This window comes from Massilia sp. Root133 (assembly GCF_001426525.1).
GTDB lineage: Bacteria > Pseudomonadota > Gammaproteobacteria > Burkholderiales > Burkholderiaceae_D > Telluria > Telluria orientalis.
The window spans coordinates 15,495-31,433 of sequence record NZ_LMEW01000007.1 but is presented as its reverse complement, the minus strand read 5'-3'; the positions used below and the strand labels follow the sequence as shown (position 1 = coordinate 31,433).

General features: G+C 66.9%; 18 protein-coding genes and 1 tRNA gene. 11 read left to right on the top strand and 8 right to left on the bottom strand.

The features are described 5' to 3' along the window. Positions 1-29 precede the first annotated feature (29 nt). Both ASD28_RS07645 and ASD28_RS07640 read left to right on the top strand, forming a co-directional pair. Positions 30-971 carry a glyoxylate/hydroxypyruvate reductase A gene (locus tag ASD28_RS07645; RefSeq protein ID WP_056126004.1) on the top strand — a complete coding sequence of 314 codons (942 nt, stop codon included), beginning with the start codon at positions 30-32 and terminating at the stop codon, positions 969-971. Between the two features lie 9 nt (positions 972-980). Then, on the top strand, positions 981-1,895 hold the full coding sequence (locus tag ASD28_RS07640) for a hydroxymethylglutaryl-CoA lyase (RefSeq protein WP_056126002.1): 915 nt from the start codon (positions 981-983) through the stop codon (positions 1,893-1,895). Positions 1,896-1,939: 44 nt separating this feature from the next. Here the strand turns inward: ASD28_RS07640 and ASD28_RS07635 are convergent. Next, positions 1,940-2,016: transfer RNA gene (locus tag ASD28_RS07635), tRNA-Pro, on the bottom strand. A gap of 80 nt (positions 2,017-2,096) precedes the next feature. Between ASD28_RS07635 and ASD28_RS07630 the strand changes: the two genes are divergently transcribed. Further along, the gene (locus ASD28_RS07630) at positions 2,097-2,717 is read left to right on the top strand and encodes a hypothetical protein (RefSeq protein ID WP_156403918.1); all 621 of its coding nucleotides are present in this window, start codon (positions 2,097-2,099) and stop codon (positions 2,715-2,717) included. Between the two features lie 132 nt (positions 2,718-2,849). Here the strand turns inward: ASD28_RS07630 and rsmI are convergent, their stop codons facing one another. Then, positions 2,850-3,758 (bottom strand): 16S rRNA (cytidine(1402)-2'-O)-methyltransferase, encoded by a 909-nt coding sequence (rsmI, locus tag ASD28_RS07625; protein ID WP_056125999.1) that lies wholly within the window; start codon positions 3,756-3,758, stop codon positions 2,850-2,852. A gap of 13 nt (positions 3,759-3,771) precedes the next feature. Between rsmI and ASD28_RS07620 the strand changes: the two genes are divergently transcribed. The 8 genes from ASD28_RS07620 to ASD28_RS07585 all read left to right on the top strand — a co-directional run bounded on the left by ASD28_RS07620 (position 3,772) and on the right by ASD28_RS07585 (position 8,905). After that, positions 3,772-4,995, top strand: a complete 1,224-nt coding sequence (locus tag ASD28_RS07620) for a penicillin-binding protein activator (protein ID WP_162252925.1) — start codon at positions 3,772-3,774, stop codon at positions 4,993-4,995. 1 nt (position 4,996) lies between these two features. After that, positions 4,997-5,356, top strand: coding sequence for a YraN family protein (locus ASD28_RS07615; RefSeq protein WP_056125994.1), 360 nt, complete (start codon positions 4,997-4,999; stop codon positions 5,354-5,356). A 56-nt stretch (positions 5,357-5,412) separates the two neighbouring features. After that, a complete protein-coding gene (locus ASD28_RS07610; RefSeq protein WP_056125992.1) occupies positions 5,413-6,009 on the top strand; it encodes a phosphoheptose isomerase in 597 nt (198 codons plus the stop codon). Next, positions 5,999-6,655, top strand: a complete 657-nt coding sequence (locus ASD28_RS07605; protein ID WP_056125990.1) for a BON domain-containing protein — start codon at positions 5,999-6,001, stop codon at positions 6,653-6,655. Before ASD28_RS07610 ends, ASD28_RS07605 begins: the two co-directional genes overlap by 11 nt. A 24-nt stretch (positions 6,656-6,679) precedes the next feature. Next, entirely contained in the window at positions 6,680-7,192 is a 513-nt protein-coding gene (locus ASD28_RS07600; RefSeq protein WP_056125988.1) for a peroxiredoxin, read from the top strand. A gap of 79 nt (positions 7,193-7,271) precedes the next feature. Continuing rightward, entirely contained in the window at positions 7,272-7,904 is a 633-nt protein-coding gene (locus ASD28_RS07595) for a hypothetical protein (protein ID WP_056125986.1), read from the top strand. A 66-nt stretch (positions 7,905-7,970) separates the two neighbouring features. Beyond that, complete coding sequence (locus ASD28_RS07590; RefSeq protein ID WP_056125984.1) at positions 7,971-8,672, top strand: MgtC/SapB family protein; 702 nt, start codon at positions 7,971-7,973, stop codon at positions 8,670-8,672. A gap of 26 nt (positions 8,673-8,698) precedes the next feature. Beyond that, positions 8,699-8,905 carry a hypothetical protein gene (locus tag ASD28_RS07585; RefSeq protein WP_056125982.1) on the top strand — a complete coding sequence of 69 codons (207 nt, stop codon included), beginning with the start codon at positions 8,699-8,701 and terminating at the stop codon, positions 8,903-8,905. Between the two features lie 10 nt (positions 8,906-8,915). Here the strand turns inward: ASD28_RS07585 and ASD28_RS07580 are convergent, their stop codons facing one another. From ASD28_RS07580 to ASD28_RS07555, 6 genes are all read right to left on the bottom strand, one after another. Further along, entirely contained in the window at positions 8,916-10,904 is a 1,989-nt protein-coding gene (locus ASD28_RS07580; RefSeq protein ID WP_056125980.1) for a helicase-related protein, read from the bottom strand. 137 nt (positions 10,905-11,041) lie between these two features. After that, positions 11,042-12,046 (bottom strand): lipoyl synthase, encoded by a 1,005-nt coding sequence (gene lipA, locus ASD28_RS07575; RefSeq protein ID WP_036239623.1) that lies wholly within the window; start codon positions 12,044-12,046, stop codon positions 11,042-11,044. Positions 12,047-12,054: 8 nt separating this feature from the next. Beyond that, positions 12,055-12,750 (bottom strand): lipoyl(octanoyl) transferase LipB, encoded by a 696-nt coding sequence (gene lipB / locus ASD28_RS07570; protein WP_056125979.1) that lies wholly within the window; start codon positions 12,748-12,750, stop codon positions 12,055-12,057. A gap of 100 nt (positions 12,751-12,850) precedes the next feature. After that, positions 12,851-13,117: a DUF493 family protein gene (locus ASD28_RS07565; protein WP_056125976.1), complete on the bottom strand. Its 267-nt coding sequence runs from the start codon at positions 13,115-13,117 to the stop codon at positions 12,851-12,853. Positions 13,118-13,172: 55 nt separating this feature from the next. Further along, entirely contained in the window at positions 13,173-15,155 is a 1,983-nt protein-coding gene (locus tag ASD28_RS07560) for a DUF6600 domain-containing protein (protein WP_056125974.1), read from the bottom strand. A 130-nt stretch (positions 15,156-15,285) separates the two neighbouring features. After that, positions 15,286-15,921 carry a LysE family transporter gene (locus ASD28_RS07555; protein WP_056125972.1) on the bottom strand — a complete coding sequence of 212 codons (636 nt, stop codon included), beginning with the start codon at positions 15,919-15,921 and terminating at the stop codon, positions 15,286-15,288. Between the last annotated feature and the right edge of the window lie 18 nt (positions 15,922-15,939).

The following is a 15,939-nucleotide window of genomic DNA, read 5'->3' as shown; positions in this document are numbered from 1 at the left end:
AAACATCCATAACAATCAGGAGACAAGACATGCGGATACTGCTGTACCGGGGCGACGGCGTCATCGAACCGTGGGCCCGTGATTTTGCCGCTGCATTGCCGCACGCGGAGACCGTCGTGTGGCGCGAGAACATGTCGCTGGCGTCGCAACCGCCTTGCGACTACGCCGTCGTGTGGGCGCCGACGCCGCAGCTGCTCGACCAGCTGGCCCACGTCAAGGCGATCTTCCTGATGGGCGCCGGCGTGGACGCGCTGCTGAAGTTCGGCGACGCGCTGCCGCACGTCCCCATCGTCCGCCTCGGCGATGCGGGCATGGCCGAGCAGATGGCGGAGTACGTCGCATATGCAACGTTGCGCTACTTCCGCCGCTTCGACGACTACGAGCAGCAGGCGCGCCAGGGCATCTGGAATCCGCTGGAAACGCGCCGCCGCAAGGCCGACTTCACGGTCGGCGTGCTGGGCCTCGGCAAGCTCGGGATGCCCGTGCTGCGCACCTTGCGCCAGCTCGGCTTTCCCGTGCGCGGCTGGAGCCGGTCGCCGAAAGACGTGCCGGGCGTGCCGTGCTTTGCCGGCATGGACGAACTGGGCGACTTCCTGTCCGGCACGCAGGTCCTCGTCTGCATGCTGCCGCTTACGCCCGAGACGACGAACCTGCTCGACCGCGCGCACCTGTCGCAGCTGCCCGAAGGCGCCTACGTGATCAACGTGGCGCGCGGCGCGCTGCTGGCCGAGCCGGATCTGCTGGCGCTGATCCGCGCCGGCCACATCGCGGGCGCCACGCTGGACGTGTTCCGCAACGAACCGCTGCCGGCGCCGCATCCGTTCTGGAACGAACCGCGCATCACCATCACGCCGCACATCTCCGCGCTCACCCTGCGCGAGGAAGCCGTACGCCAGATCGCCGCCAAGATCGGCAAGCTGGAACGGGGCGAGGCCATCGACGACATCGTCGACCGCGCCCGCGGCTATTAGGAAATCATCATGCACAACCAACTGCCGAAACACGTCAAGATCGTCGAAGTCGGCCCGCGCGACGGGCTGCAGAACGAAAAAGAAGCGGTGTCCGCCGCGGTCAAGATCGAACTGGTCGACCGCCTGTCGCGCGCCGGTTTCACCAACATCGAGGCGGCGTCGTTCGTCTCGCCGAAATGGGTGCCGCAGATGGCGACGAGTGCCGAGGTCATGGCCGGCATCGCGCGCCGTCCCGGCACGCTGTATTCCGCGCTGACGCCGAACATGCAGGGCTTCGAGGCGGCGCTCGCCGCGCAGGCCGATGAAGTCGTGATCTTCGGTTCCGCGTCGGAAGCGTTCTCGCAGCGGAACATCAACTGCTCGATCGCGGAATCCATCGCCCGTTTCGAACCCGTGGCGAAGGCGGCGAAGGACAACGGCCTGCGCCTGCGCGGCAGCATCAGCTGCGCGTTCGGCTGCCCGTACCAGGGCGACGTACCGCTGGATGCGGTCGCGGACGTCGTGGGCCGCATGCGCGACCTGGGCTGCGACGAGATCGACATCGCCGACACGATCGGCGTCTCGACCCCGCGCAAGACGCAGGCCGTGATGGAGACGGCGGCGCGCGCCTTCGCGCTGGACCGCATCTCCGGCCACTTCCACGACACCTACGGCCAGGCGCTCGCCAACATCTACGCCAGCCTGGAACTGGGCGTCACGATCTTCCACTCGTCCGTGTCGGGCCTGGGCGGCTGCCCGTATGCGAAGGGCGCGACGGGCAACGTGGCGACCGAGGACGTGGTCTACATGCTGAATGGACTAGGGATCGAGACGGGCATAGCCCTGGATATCGTCGTGGAGGCGGGCGCGTTCATTTCGCAGCATCTCGGCCGCAAGGGCGCGAGCCGGGCCGGCAATGCATTGTTGGCGAAGAGAACGTTGTAACAAATGAAAAAGGCCGACGATCTCTCGTCGGCCTCTTGCTATACTGGTCGGAGTACAAGGATTCGAACCTTGGACCCTCTGGTCCCAAACCAGATGCGCTACCGGGCTGCGCTACACTCCGAAGACAGCCATCATACCGTCCGGGTACTGTCCAGGTCAAGGAAAGCCCGTGAATCCGTGGTTTTCCGTACAGGTGAAGACGTGACGTTTGCAATCGACAACATCGACGGCGCCCTCCCCGACCGCAAGCAAATGAACCGCATCGCGGCCGGCATCGCGCTGTCGGTGCTCGCGCACGCGCTGCTGCTCGCGTTCCATAGCCAGCCTGCCGCGACCTTGCCCGCCGCGCCGCCGGAACGGCTCACGATCCGCCTGCAAGCCGCGCCGCCCGTGCAAGTGCAACCGGCCGAGGAGCCGCCGAAACCGATCCCACACGCGCAGCCGCCCGCAAGGAAAACCCGCCCCGTGATCGCCGTGCCTGTGGAAAAACGCCAGTCGACCGAGGAAACCTATGCCGTGAAACCGGCACCGGACACGCCCGCGCCGCCGCCGGAACCCGCGACGACGACGCGGCATTTCGACATCGACGCGGCCCGCAGCATGGCGCGCGGCATGGCGACGAAGCTGGCCAACGAACCCGATCCGGACAAGGTCGGCACGGCGCTCGAACGCCTGCCGAAACCGGCGCTGCAAACGGAAAGCAAGTTCGAACGGGCGATCAAGCAGGCCAAGCGGCCGGATTGCAAGGATGGCGTGCCCGGGGGCTTGCTGGCACCGATCTTCCTGGCGATGGACAAGAAGGATAGTGGATGTAAATGGTAGGCGAACCGCACAAGTGACAGCATCGCTAAACCAAGCACGTCATTCCCGCGCAGGCGGGAATCCAAGTTTTTGGCGATACGCTAGCTTAAATTAGGTTCCCGCCTGCGCGGGAACGACGGTTAATTAGCGCTGTCAGTCCGCGCCCTTGATCTGCAACGCCCGCTCGTACAACGCGTTCTTCTTCTTCCCGGTAATCTGCGCCGCCAGCGCGGCAGCCTGTTTCACCGAACACTCTTCCAGCAGGATGCGCAGCACGCGCTCCGCTTCGACGTCGCCTTCGTCGTCCTCCGTCTGCGCGCCTTCGACCAGCACGACAAATTCGCCGCGCTCGCGGTTCGCGTCGGCCTTCACCCAGGCCAGCGCGTCGGCAAGCGGGCAGCGGTGGATTTCCTCGAACAATTTCGTCAGCTCGCGTGCAAAGACCACCTGGCGCGTCGGCTCGAATGCGGCGACGAGAGATTCCACACAGTCCGTGATGCGATGCGGTGCCTCATAGAACACGAGCGTCGCCGGCACGGCCTTGAGCGTGGCCAGTTCCGATTCGCGCTGCTTCGTCTTCGCGGGCAGGAAGCCGACAAAATAGAAGCGGTCGTTCACGAGGCCACTCGCCGACAGCGCCGCGACGGCAGCCGACGAGCCGGGCACGGGCACGACGTGCAGGCCGGCGTCGCGCACGGCGTCGACGATGCGTGCGCCCGGGTCGGACACGGCCGGCGTGCCCGCATCCGACACGAGCGCCACGCGCTCGCCCGCGCGCAGGCGCGTGACGAGTTTCTCGGCAACCTCGCGTTCGTTGTGCTGGTGCGCGGCGATCATCTGCTTGTTCAGGCCGAAACGGGTCAGCAGCGTACCGGTCTTGCGCGTGTCCTCGCAGGCGACGACGTCGGCCAGCAGCAGCACGTGCAGCGCCCGAAGGGTGATGTCGGTGACGTTGCCGATGGGTGTGGCCACCACGTAAAGCGTTGCGGTAGGATAGGACTGCTGGGCGGCCTCGCCCATGACGGGCAGTTGGGCGATCTGGCTGGACTGGGTTTCTGTCATGTTGGGGATACGGATGAAGATTCTCGAGGCACTGTGCGCCCGGCTGGCCTGGCTGCTCATCATGATGAGTGTCGGTGGCCACGCCCTTGCCGGCACGCCATGTGCCGGGCCGCAGCGATTGTGCGCGTCCGTGGACACTAACACAAGTGCGCACGCGCCCCTCCTCGCGATGCTGGATCCCGCCATCCAGCCGCGCCCGGCCCGGCCGCCACCGAACGAACCCGCGCCACCGCCGCCACCGTCCGCCGCCCCCATCCGCATCGCCCTGCTGCTGCCGATGCGATCCAGCACGCTGGCAACGGCCGCCGAAGCGGTTCGCGCCGGCTTCATGGCGAGCATGGAACGGGACGGCACTGGCTTCAAGGCCGAGGTCGTCTCGACGGGCGACGCACCGCGCGACGTGCTCGACGCGTACGCGCGCGCGGCGGTGGCCAGCGACATCATCGTCGGTCCGCTCGCGCGTTCCGCCGTGGCGGCGCTGGCCGACAGCGATGCCGTCACGCGGCCGACCGTCGTGCTGAGCGTGCCGGAAGGCCGATCCAGTGTGCCACGGGGGATGCTCGTGGCCGGCCTGTCGATCGAGGACGAGGCGCGCGAGGTGGCGGAATGGGCCGCGCGCGAGCATCCGCACGGCCGTGCCCTGGTCCTCACGGGCGGCGCGGCCTGGGCGCAGCGGGCGGCCAGCGCGTTCGAGGCGCGCTGGGTCCGGCTGGGCCACACGAACCAGCGTTTCGCGATCCCGTCCGGCGAAGGGGGCAAGGCTGCCATCGGGGAACTGAAGCAGAAACTGGAGATCGACCCGCCCGACCTGCTGTTCGCCGCACTCGACAGCGCCGCGCTGCGCCCCGTGCGTGCGCTGGCCGCCGCGATCCCCTGCTATGGCGGCGGCGCGGCGAATCCGGGGCGGTCGACGGCGCCGGATGCGCCCGGCCTCGACGGCGTACGCATCCTCGACCTGCCGTGGATCGTGCTGCCCGACCACCCGGCCGTGATGGTCTACCCGCGCCCGCTGGATACGGAACAGCCGCTCGACATGGACCGTTTATATGCCCTCGGCATCGACGCCTTCCGCGTCGCGCGCGAACTGGCACTGCGGGATGGCGCGCCGTTCAACATCGATGGCGTCACAGGCCGGCTCGACGTGGTCGCCGGCCCCGACGGGCAATTGCAACTGCAGCGGGTCGAGGCGGCCGTCGTGGTCCGCGGCGGCGCATTCGAGCCCGTCAAAGGCCGCTGACATGTGGCCGACCCGGCTGTCGCGCAAGCAGGAGCAGGGACGCGCGTGGGAAGACGTGGCCCTGGCCCATCTCGAGCGCCACGGCCTCGTGCTGGTGGAAGCGAATTTCCAGTGCAAGCTGGGAGAAATCGACCTGATCCTGCGCGACGGCGCCACGCTCGTGTTCGTCGAAGTACGCCAGCGCGCGGCCGGGGCTCCGGTCAGCGCGGCGGAAAGCATCGGTCCGGCGAAAATCCGCCGCATCATCCGCGCCGCCCAGTTTTATCTACAACGCTTCAATCGCCTGCCGCCCTGCCGCATCGACGTCGTCGCCATCGATGGTAACCATGTCGAATGGTTAAGGAACGCCATTGAAGTGTAAGCATTTTTTGCTGGCCTTGATCGCCGGGCATTGCCACTGCACTATAATCTTTGACCATGAATACTCAACGCATCCTCGCCCACTTCCAGGAAAGCGCCGAACTCAAGATGAAGTCGGCGAATCTCCTTGCACAACCGATTTCTCAAGCGATTGAGCTGATGTTCAATGCGCTTTCCAACGGCAACAAAATCCTCTCATGCGGCAACGGCGGCTCGGCCGGCGACTCGCAGCACTTCGCCGCCGAACTGGTCGGCCGCTTCGAGCGCGAACGCTTCCCGCTGCCGGCGATCGCGCTCACCACCGACACGTCGATCATCACGGCCGTCGGCAACGACTACAGTTTCAACGAAATCTTCAGCAAGCAGGTGCAGGCGTTCGGCCAGGCCGGCGACATCCTGCTGGCGATTTCCACGTCGGGCAACTCGGGCAACGTGCTGGCCGCCGTCGAAGCCGCGCTGGAGCGCGAGATGCGCGTCGTCGCCCTGACCGGCAAGGACGGCGGCAAGATCGCCCAGATGCTGACCGACGCCGACGTCCACATCAACGTGCCGCATTCCCGCACCGCCCGCATCCAGGAAGTCCACCTGGTCGCGATCCACAGTATCTGCGACGGTCTCGACGTCGCCCTGTTCGGAGAAGAAGATGCAAATTAACGCCGGCGCCGTGCTGCGTCCCCTGTCGAAGGCCGTGCTGTGCGTGGCCCTGCTGTCGTCCCTGCAAGGCTGCGTCGCGGTCGTGGCAGGTGCCGCCGTCAGCGGCGCCGTCGCGACGGCCGACCGCCGCACACTGGGCGCGCAGACCGAGGACAAGGGCATCGAACTGAAAGCCGCGGCCCGCATGGGCAACATCGTCGGCGACGCCGGCCACGTCAACATCAACAGCTACAACCGCAAGGTGCTGCTGACCGGCGAGGTGAAGGACGAGGCGATGAAGCGCGCAGTGGAAAACGAAGTGCGCGGCATTACCAATGTCGATAACGTCATCAACGAACTGCAGATCGCCGGCCCGTCCAGCTACACGTCGCGCGCCAGCGACGCCCTTATCACCAGCAAGGTCAAGCTCAGCCTCGCGGACAAGAAGACCGTGTCGGCCACCTCGTTCCAGGTCGTGACGGAGGGCGGCACCGTCTACCTGATGGGTCTCGTGACTCAGCGCGAAGGCAATATCGCCGCCGATGTTGCCCAGGGCGTGTCGGGCGTCATGCGCGTGGTTAAAATGTTCGAGTACATCAGCGAAGAAGACCTGCGCTCGATGTCGCCGCCGCAACAGCAGCAACCCGAGCCGCGGGGCACGTCGTAACACACCGGATGATGGGATGAGACCATGACCACCTCACAACGCACCTGGATCAAGCCAGCCGCCATCGGCGCGGCCGTACTGGCGCTCGCGGGCATCGGTTACGCCACGTTCAGCCAGCAGCAGCAGGCGCCCGACGTCACGTTCATCACCATCGCCGGCCAGAAGATCAGCTCGCAGGAGCTGCGGGGCAAGGTTGTCATGGTCAATTTCTGGGCGACGTCGTGCGCCACCTGCGTGAAAGAAATGCCGCAGATGGTCGAGACGTACAACAAGTTCAAGCAGGACGGCCTGGAATTCGTCGCCGTGGCGATGAGTTACGATCGGCCGGACTATGTGTTGAACTATACCGAGACGCGCAAGCTGCCGTTCAAGGTGGCCCTCGATTCCGGCGGCGACCTGGCCAAGCAGTTTGGTGACGTCAACATGACGCCGACCACTTTCGTCATCGGCAAGGATGGCAAGATCCTCAAGCGCTACCTGGGCGAGCCGGATTTTGCATCGCTGCACGCATTGCTGCAGAAATCCCTGAAGTCCTGACGTTCCCGCGCACCGCTGACCTCCCGCAAACGCCGAGGTCCTGTTCGGCCCAAGCTTGATGCCGGCAAAGGAGAAGGCGATGCGCAAGCTGATCACGTACGTGCTCGTTGCGGGCCTGCTGACGGCAGCAGGCTGCAGCAGCATGGACACCGGTCTGCGCAACACCGTGGTGTTGCATTACCAGCACGTCGCCAACGTTCACCGGATCGATTTCACCACGCCCGTCGCGCTGCCGAACCGCGCGCCCGTCCAGTTCGTGCTGCCGCTGGATTCGCACGGATTCTGGGCCGTGTTCCTGCTGTGCGACCTGGACGTCACGGGCGCCAACATTCCGAGTTTTTATTTCGACGCCGACCGCCTGCGCGTGCAATACGGCGACCAGCGCTACGGACCGCTGCGGCCGTACACGCTGCGGCTGGAAGACACGGCCGACATCAACAGCCGCTTCGACACCGGCGCCCTCGCGGATGCGATCGCGGCCGAACTCCAGCGCGGGCCGTCGAGCCAGGTCTTCCGGCACGGCTATTACGCGCAGCTGCATTACCGCTTCGCCGTCTACGTGCCGCGCGCGCTGCCCGACTATTCCGGCGACCAGTTACGCCTGCGCTACGAAGGCGGACAGACACTGGCACTGGGCAATGGCTATCCGCCCGCCGACATCGCAAACGCCGGCCCTGGCGGTCCGGGCATTGCCGCGCGCTGCCTGCCGTGACGGTGTGCGCCGGCCAGCCGGGCCCGGTGCTAAGATGGCTCTTTGGATCTCATCAACACATCCACCATGCTGCCGGAAGCCGAACTCGTCGCGCGCCTGTGCCTTGCGGCCCTGCTGGGCGGGGCCATCGGGTTCGAGCGCGAGCGCCTGTCCTGGGCGGCGGGGTTGCGGACACACATGCTGGTCTGCGTCAGTTCCTGCCTGATCATGATCGTTTCGGCCTATGGCTTCAACGACGTATTGAACCACGACCATATTTCGCTCGACCCGTCGCGCGTGGCAGCCCAGGTCGTGTCCGGCATCGGCTTCCTGGGGGCGGGATCGATCCTGCTGCGCGGCGACGTCGTGCGCGGCCTCACGACGGCCGCCAGCCTGTGGTCGGTGGCGGCCGTCGGCCTGGCGGTGGGCGGCGGCCTGTACGTGGCGGCAGTCGCGGGCACGACCATCATCCTGTTCATCCTGGCCGCGATGAAACCGTTGGAGCAACGCTATTTCTCGTCCAGGCAAAAGCGCGAACTGGTGCTGTCGGCCGAGCGGGGCCGGCTCACGCTGCACGTGCTGGAGAAGGAACTCGGTCCGGTGACGAACCGCATCGGCACGTTCATCGTCCAGCAGAGCGAGGAGACGGGGAACCTGGACGACGTCCTCATCGCGTTCTCGCGCATGTCCGAGGCGGAATTCCACGCGTTGCTCGACCGCCTGCGCGCCATCCCGGGCGTGCACCGGGTCGAAGTGAAGAGTCGCCCCGACCGGCGCACATCGGCGTAAGCTGGCGTCATGACACGGAGACGACCATGGATGCGAACAACCAACCATTGACGGTCGAGCAGGCCTACCGCGCCATGCTCGCCTTTCTCGAACGCGAAGTCGCCCTGACGGAATCGAGCGACCTGGCCGACCTGCTGGCCGGCTACCGGCTGGATGAAGACGGCCGGACGAGCGATCCGGCCTTGTGGGAAGAGTGGCTGGAAGCCGTCGGGCGGGCCCGGCAGCTGCCATGAACCGGGCTGCTTACCAGCGCCCCCGCTCCTTCTTGGCCTGCCGCTTGCGCGTCGCCGCGTTCTGCTGCTGCAACAGCGCATCGACACGCTCGGACGCTTCGCGCGCCAGCGTCTGCGCTTCCTCGATGCTGGGGAAGAATTCCGGCATCCGATAGCCGAGCCAGGCATAGGCCGAGTACATGCGGCACGTGTCCTCGACTTCCTGCAGGTTTTGCCAGAACAATTCCTGCGGATGGGGCTGGAGCTTGCAGACCTTCCGCTTCGCCAGCGACTGCGCCCAGTGCGACCACGCGCTTTCCAAGGTCGGCACCCTGGTCGAAATGGGCACGAGCGACATCGTGAATTTCTCCGCCACGCTCAGGTCCAGCGTATCGAGCCACTCCGCGCGCTCGTTCTGTTCTTCCGTGATGCGCGGGTAGAAAAAGCCGTCCGGCACGTCGATGTTGTGCACGAAGCGTTTCAGCAATTTCACCAGCGACGTCTCGCCCGTCACCGACGAGATGCGGTGCAATTGCTCCAGCGACGGGGCGACCGCGAAACCGCTGGCCGGCACGGGCGGGATCTTTTCCTTCATCAACGAGCGCATGACCTCGTGCGTGTCGTCGTCATAACCGGCCACGAATCCTTCCTCGTGCACGCCGTAGCGGCCCGCGCGGCCGGCGATCTGCTTGGCGAGCGCGGCCGAGATTTCTTCTTCCTCGACACCGTTGTACTTGACGGCCGTTGTCATCACGATGCGCTGGATCGGCATGTTCAAACCCATCGCGAGGGCGTCCGTGCCGACGACGATGTCGGCCTGCCCTTCGCGGAACCGCTCGGCCTGCGCGCGCCGCACTTCCGGAGACAGATTACCGTAGACGGTTGCGACGGACAGGCCCATTTCCGTGATCATGTCGCGCCACATCAGCACCTCGCGCCGCGAGAACGCGATGACGGCGTCGCCCCGCTTCAGGTTCCTCAGCTTGCGCACGGCGCCGGGTTCCATCGACAGCGGCGCCTTGCGTTTCAGCACGTGGACTTCGAGCGGACACTCCAGGCGCTCGGCCAGCGCCTCGATCGCGCGCCGCGCTTCCGGCGCGCCGACGAGGTACACAGTCGACGCCGGCGCACCGCACACGGCGGCCGTCCAGGCAGCGCCGCGGTCGCGGTCGGCCAGCATCTGGATCTCGTCGATGACGGCGACCTGCACGGGCGTCTTCGTGTCCAGCATCTCGACGGTGCTCGCTACGTGCGTCGCCCCTTCCGCCAGGCGGCGTTCCTCGCCCGTGATCAGGCTGACCTTGATGGGTTCGCCATCCGCATCGACCGTGTTCTGCAGGCGCTCGTAGTTTTCCAGCGCGAGCAGACGCAGCGGCGCGAGGTAGACGCCGCTGTCGGCCTGCGCCAGGTGTTCCATCGCGCGGTGCGTCTTGCCGGAATTGGTCGGGCCCAGCAGCGCGATGAAGCGGCGCGCCATCTTGTTGGCCACGTCGAACGACGCCGGATACTCGGCCAGGTTGATGCTTTCCTTGGTGCGCGCGGCGTGGCGCTCTTCCTGCTCGCGCTCGCCGGCGTGCAGCAGGCGCTGGCGGATGCGGTCGAACACGAACTCGGCCGGCTCGGACGTTTCCAGCTCCTCCAGCACGTGCAGGAACAGCATCGGGTCGAAGCCGAACTCGTCGGCCTGGTCGGCGATTTCGCGCACGAATTCCTCGACCTCCTGGTTCAGGTCGTCGACGGCGTCGCGCGTGGCCCGCTCCTCGACGAGCGCGCGCCGGGCCAGCAGGTCCATCTTGCGCCACTTGCTCGGCTTGGCCAGCACGCCGCGCGACGGCACGAGGCGATACTCGACGTGCAGGCCGTCCACGCGCACGGCGCCGGCAAAGCGCAGGAAGACGCGGCCTTCCATGCGGACCAGCTCGACACCGCGGGCGTGCAGCCCCAGCTCGCGTTCGAGGAACGCGTCGTCGTCCTGGGTGTTGTCGTCGGAAGGGGTCAAACGGGGGTGGTGTTCGCTCATGTGTCCAATATAGCGCGGGTAGCATAAAAACGTCGTCCCCGCGGAGGCGGGGACCCAATTTGCTTGCGCTGACGAAACGCCAAGAACTTGGATCCCCGCCTGCGCGGGGACGACGGGTTACTGCTGCGGACTTCGGCTTACGCTGCTACGCCTGCCTCATGCGCCTGCTGGTCCGCGTGATACGACGAACGCACCATCGCGCCGACGGCCGCGTGCACGAAGCCCATCTCGTACGCCTTCTCCTCGAACATTTTAAACGTGTCGGGGTGGACGTAGCGGCGCACCGGCAGGTGCGAGTTCGACGGGGCCAGGTACTGGCCGATGGTCAGCATGTCGATGTCGTGCGCGCGCATGTCGCGCATGACTTCCAGGATTTCCTCGTCGGTTTCGCCCAGGCCGACCATCAGGCCGGACTTCGTGACGGCGTTCGGGTACATCTTCTTGAAGTCGCGCAGCAGCACCAGCGAGTGCTGGTAGTCGGCGCCCGGACGCGCTTCCTTGTACAGGCGCGGCACGGTTTCCAGGTTGTGGTTCATCACGTCCGGCAGGCCGTCGGCGAAGATGTTCAACGCTTTTTCCAGGCGGCCGCGGAAGTCCGGCACGAGCACTTCGATCTTCGTGTTCGGCGACAGCGCACGGGTCTTCTGGATGCACTCGACGAAGTGGCCGGCGCCGCCGTCACGCAGGTCGTCGCGGTCGACCGAGGTGATCACGACGTACGACAGGCGCAGGTCGGCGATGGTCTTGGCGAGATTCCCCGGCTCGTTGACGTCGAGCGGGTCCGGGCGGCCGTGGCCCACGTCGCAGAACGGGCAGCGGCGCGTGCACTTGTCGCCCATGATCATGAAGGTCGCGGTGCCCTTGCCGAAGCATTCGCCGATATTCGGGCAGCTCGCTTCCTCGCACACGGTGACGAGGTTGTTGGCGCGCAGGATGTCCTTGATCTCGTAGAAGCGCGACGACGGGCTTGCGGCTTTTACACGGATCCAGTCCGGCTTCTTCAGGCGCTCGTGTTGTTCGAGCGGCACGATCTTGATCGGGATGCGCGACGTCTTGCTCGCGCCTTTCTGCTTTTCGCTCGCGTTGTACGCATTTGCTGCGGATTCTGCTGCTGCGGTGCCGGTGTCGATTGGAGAAGTCATGTGCGTAGTCAGTTGGTTGCGGCCTGCGCGACCGCTGCGGTTGAAGAGGGTGCCGTGGACAGATGGTCGATCAGCGCGGCAGCGAGGGCTTGCTGTACGTCGGCCAGCGGCACGTCGACGCCCATCGTTTTCATGTCCACCGTGGCCAGGCCGGAATAGCCGCACGGGTTGATCCAGGTGAACGGCGCCAGATCCATCGCCACGTTCAGCGAGACGCCGTGGTAGGTGCAGCCGTTGCCGCGTACCTTCAGGCCCAGCGCGGCGATCTTGGCGCCCTTGCGCGGACCGTCGGCGATATAGATGCCGGGCGCGCCTTCGACGCGTTCACCGGCAAGATTATACGCCGCCAGCACATCGATCACGGCCTGCTCGATCTTGTGGACAAATTGCCGCGCATACAACTTGCCGCCGGGCTTGTTGCGGCGCAGGTCCATCAGCAGATAGATCACGACCTGGCCGGGACCGTGGTACGTGACTTCGCCGCCGCGGTCGGTCTGCACGACGGGCACGTCGTGCGCGCCGACGCTCAGCAGGTGGCCGCGGTCGGCGCCCAGCCCGAGCGTGAACACGGGCGGATGCTCGACGATCCACAACTCGTCGGGCGTGTCGGGCGTGCGCGCATCCGTGAAGGTGCGCATCGCGGCAAAAACGGGTTCGTAGTCGGCGCGGCCAAGCTCACGGATAGCCGGCTGGTTCGCTTGCATGGATAGGGTCTGTGAAGAGAGAGTACCCGTCATTATAAGCCAGCCTGATGGCTGGCGTTATAAACCCCTTCCGGCCGACGGGCCGGAAGCAACACCAGGTTTACAGAACGATCTTGACCATCGGATGCGACGACAGTTCGCGGTACAGGTTGTCGAGCATTTCGCGGCTGGTGGCGCGCACGATCACGGTCAGGCCCGTATAGGCGCCCTTGGCCGACGGCCGCACTTCCATCTTGCCGGCATGGAAAGTCGGATCGTGGATGGTGACGACTTCGACGATCGTGTTGGCGAACTCGTCGTGCGTCGGGCCCATGACCTTGATCGGGAAATCGCTCGGGTATTCGATGAGGGAATCTTTCGGGTCCATGGCCACTCCTTTTGTAAAACAGCATTGTAGCCAAACCGCCCCGTTTCCGCCCGGATCAACGCTCTTTCTGGTCCCGGCCGCGCTGGTCGACGTGGCGCCGTTCCTCGGACCTGGCCGGCGCGGGTGCCGGGGCCGGTGCCGCGACGGGTGCCGGACGCGGGGCCATCTGCACGGGCGGCGGGGCCGGCGCAGGGGCGGGTGCCGGACGCGGCGCCATTTGCACAGGCGGCGGGGCCGGACGCTCGATGCGTGGCTGCGGCTGCGGCTGCGGCTGGGGCTGCGGCTGGGCCTGCTGCGCCGGCTGGCGGTTGCGGCGCCATTCTTCCAGTTGTTCGCGGCGTTCGTCGCGGCGGGCGTCGCGCTCCATCCGGTCGCGCTCGCGGTCGATGCGGTCGCGCTGCCAGGCGCCGGGGACGCCCGCCGGCGGCCTCGCCTGCGGCTGCTGGATCGTCGGGCTGGCCGTCGACAGCGCTTGCGGCGGCAGGTGCGGCGTCGGGCTCGTCACGGTGCTCAGCGGCTGCGGCGGCAGGTGTGGCGTCGGACTCGTGACCGGCAACCCCTGTGCTGGTGCCGAATTGACCGGCGGCGCCGTGATCACCTGGCCTTGCGGGCGCTGGGCGATAAAGCCGTCGCGCTCGGCGCGTGCCCGCTCGGCGCGTGCCGTCTCGATGCGGCGCTCGCGGCCCGGGTCCGCGTGGCGGCCCTCCATGCGGCCGATGGCGACCGGGCCGCGGATGCCGTCCCCGTCGCGATCCGGACGGTCCGGACGGTCCGGGCGGTTCGGCCGGTTCGGCCTCACCGGGGCGGCCGGCGGCGCGCCCGTCGGGACGTTGTGCACCAGCACGGGCGGCACGGTCGTGATGGGCGTGCGCGGGACGTTCACGCGGCCCGGCCGGTCGAAGCGGTCCTGCGGGAGGACCGTGAGGCCTTGCGGGCGGTAGTCGCGCGGACGGCGCGGGTTGTCGCGCACGTGTTCGTTCAGCCAGCGCAGATGGTGGTCGGGCGCGCGCCACGTGGGCACGTAGCGGTCGTGCGGCGTCAGCGGATACCAGCCGGCGGCGGGCAGCGGGCGGTTGCGGTCGCGGAACGTGAGGTTCCAGCCGGCGCCGCCGACCCAGCCGACGAGCGCCGGTGCCCAGACCAGGTGCTCGTGACGGCGGCCCGGCGCCCAGGCCCAGCGGTTGTGCACATGCACCCAGCGGCCGTAGTGGAACGGCGCATAGCCCCACGGCGCGTTGTCGACCCAGGTCCAGCCCCACGGATCGAGCCAGGTCCAGCTGCCGTCGCGGTACGGCACCCACGTGGAGGCCACGGTCGGGGTCCACAGCGGGCCGTATTCCGGATCCTCGCGCCAGCTGCCGTAGCGGTCGAGGTCTTCGTAGCCCGTCATCTCGGTCGTCACGTAGCGGCTTGATGCGGCATTGTCCTCGTAGCGGTCGCGCACGAGGGCCCACTCGTCGAAATCGTCACGCACGGCGGCCATGGTGCGCACGTCGGCATCGCCCACCTCGGCGCGGCGCCCGGCGCGCAGGGTCAGCTGCGAATCGCCGTCCTCGACGAGCGCCGTGCCGTCGAACACGGTGACGAAGCTGGTGTCGCGCACGCGCTCCGCGTCCACGCGCACGCGGCCGGGCTGCTGCAGGCGCACGCGCGCCTGCGGGGTCTCGAGTTCGAAGCCGGCGACGATATCCGCGCCCAGCACGCGCACGCTGGCGCTGCCGTAGTGCAGGCGCAGGCGCAGGGAATCGTCGTCCATCTGCAGCACTTCCAGCGACGAATCGCCGTCCAGGCGGATCGACGTCGAACCGACGCGCAGTTCCGTGCGGCTGCCGGCCGCCGTGCTGACCGTATTGCCCGACGTGACTGGCCAGTTGACCTGCGCGGCCATCATCTCCGCGCCGATGTCGCTGCCGATGGTGACCTGGCCCTGGGCCAGCGCGACGCGGCCCACGCGCGCCGGCGGATCGGCCGCCACGGCGAGCGCCGTCAGGGTGGAGAAGGCGAGGAGGACGGCGGTTTGCGCGACGCGGTTCGGCATGATGTCTCCAGGGCGGGAATGAGCTCGTATTCTTGTTGGTAGACGCGACGGATTGCGTCTCCTGCATTACAACGCACGAGCGTACGAAACGACGACACGAATTACAAATGGTTGCGAAATGTTTCCGCGCTCAGGCGTGGGCAGGCTTGACGAAGAACATCAGCGCGCCGACCGCCATCAGCACGGCGCCAAAGAACCGGTTCTGGACCTTGACGGCGCGCGGGTCGCGGAACCAGCGCTGCATCGTCGCTGCCAGCAGGGCGTAGCCGTGCATGACCGTGGTGTCGATGGTGACCATCGTGACGCCCAGGATCGCCAGCTGCGGCAGCACGGGCGCCGCGTTCGAGATGAATTGCGGCAGCACGGCGACCATGAAGATGATGCCCTTCGGATTGGTCGCGTTGGTGAGGAAGCCGGTCAATACGCGGCGGCCGAACGACGGGTGCGCCGCGAGGCCGGCCGTCGAGACGTTCGACACTTCCGCCTTCGCGCGCCACTGGGCGATGCCGAGCCAGATCAGGTACAGCGCGCCGACGATCTTCACGATGGTGAACGCGGTTTCCGACGCGACCAGCAGCGAACCGACGCCGGCGCCGGCGATCACCAGCACGAGCACGAGGCCCAGTTGCAGGCCCAGCACGGTGGCGCTGGCCTTTTTCAGCCCGTAGGCGAGGCCGTGCGACATCGACAGGATGGCGCCGGAGCCGGGCGAAATGGCGATCAGCGAGCCTGCGATGACGAAGGTGATCCAGGTGGCGAAGCTCATGGGAAGGAAGCGGAAGGG